1 protein-coding gene and 2 pseudogenes are annotated in these 1,417 nt (G+C 71.3%); 2 read left to right on the top strand and 1 reads right to left on the bottom strand.

Annotated elements, in window-relative coordinates; genetic code table 11:
* Nucleotides 1-23 precede the first annotated feature (23 nt).
* Nucleotides 24-86: pseudogene (locus ACWDU1_RS32350) on the top strand (XdhC family protein); the annotation flags it as partial.
* A 427-nt stretch (nucleotides 87-513) separates the two neighbouring features.
* Entirely contained in the window at nucleotides 514-1,083 is a 570-nt protein-coding gene (locus tag ACWDU1_RS32345) for an XdhC family protein (protein ID WP_450004216.1), read from the top strand.
* 6 nt (nucleotides 1,084-1,089) lie between these two features.
* Here ACWDU1_RS32345 and ACWDU1_RS32340 read toward each other — a convergent pair.
* Nucleotides 1,090-1,417 (bottom strand): annotated as a pseudogene (locus tag ACWDU1_RS32340) (oxygenase MpaB family protein); the annotation flags it as partial.

Here is a 1,417-nt window from a genome sequence, read left to right as displayed (position 1 = left end):
CGACGCCGCGACCCGTCGGCACGATGATGGCGGTTTCCCGAGCCGGCGCGGTCGCCGGCAGTATCTCGGGCGGCTGTGTGGACAGCGACGCCTTCCACACCGCCGTCGAGGTCCTGGAAACCGGTGCGGCGACCATCCGCCGGTACGCCGTCGACAGCGAATCGGCCGCCCTCATGTGTGGCGGTTCGGTCGATGTCCTGATCCGGCGTGTGGGCCCCGGCGACCGCTCCGGTCTCGCGCTGATCCGGGAGCAACTGGCGGCCGCGGCGCCGGTAGCCGTCGCCACCGTCGTCTCCGAGGGTCCGCACCTCGGCGAGACCATGGTCGTGTCCGGCACCGCGCGGGCCGGGAGCTGCGGTGACCCGCGCCTCGACGCCGAGGTGGCCACCCGGGCCGTCCGCCAGATCGAGACCGGTACGGTGACCACCGTGCGTCTCGGAACGTCCGGGGATTGCGCCGGTGACGAGGTAGCAGTGCAGATCTCCTCGATCGCCCGCCCGCCGCGGTTGCTGGGTGTTCGGCGCCGTCGATTTCGCGCACGCGCTCGTCCGGGCGGCCAAGCTACTGGGTTACTCGGTGACCGTATGCGACGCCCGCCCGGTTTTCGCGACATCCGAACGTTTCCCCGACGCCGACGACGTGGTGGCCGGATGGCCGCAGGACTATCTGGAACAGCAGACGATCACACCGTCGACCGCCATCTGCGTGCTCACCCACGATCCGCGATTCGATGTACCGGTCCTCGAGATCGCATTGCGGTCGAGTGCCGGTTTCGTGGGCGCCATGGGCAGCCGCCGGACCCACGACGACCGGATGGCCCGCCTGCGGGCCATCGGATTGACCGAATCCGAACTCGGCCGCCTCTCCTCCCCGATCGGTCTCGACCTCGGGGCCGCCACCGCGGAGGAAACGGCCGTATCCATTCTCGCCGAGGTCATCGCGCTGCGCCGCGGCGGCAGCGGAGCCCGGCTGGCGCAGGCGGTGGGCCCGATCCATCCACCGGAGCCGGCCGGCCCGGGCAGCCCGCGCCGGCCCGTCGCGGCGATCGAGTCCCCCGCCCCGCCCGGCCGCCATGCCGCATGAAATCTCTCAGCCCGCGACCGGGGTGTAGGTACTCGCGTCGCTGACGAACTCGGGATTTCCGTACACCGCCAGCCGCCGGCCGACGAGCCCGGTCAGATACCGGTCGAGGGCCGGGCGTAACCACGAGATCCGGTACGCGCCCGTGACCGCCCCCAAGCGACCGAGAACGAACGGCGCCGTGACGGCGATCCGCAAGAAGTCGGCCGCGACCATGGGTACCCCCATACCGCGGGCGATTCCGAGGTCGCCCCGGCAGAACGCGAGGATGAAACCGCCTTTGCTGTAACTACGCTCGACCGCGTCGGCGATCCGGTCGAAACGGCTGCGGCCCGGC

The organism is Nocardia sp. NPDC003345 (assembly GCF_053589395.1).
The sequence above is the reverse complement of the archived record's forward strand: the minus strand, read 5'-3'. Positions and strand labels throughout refer to the sequence as shown.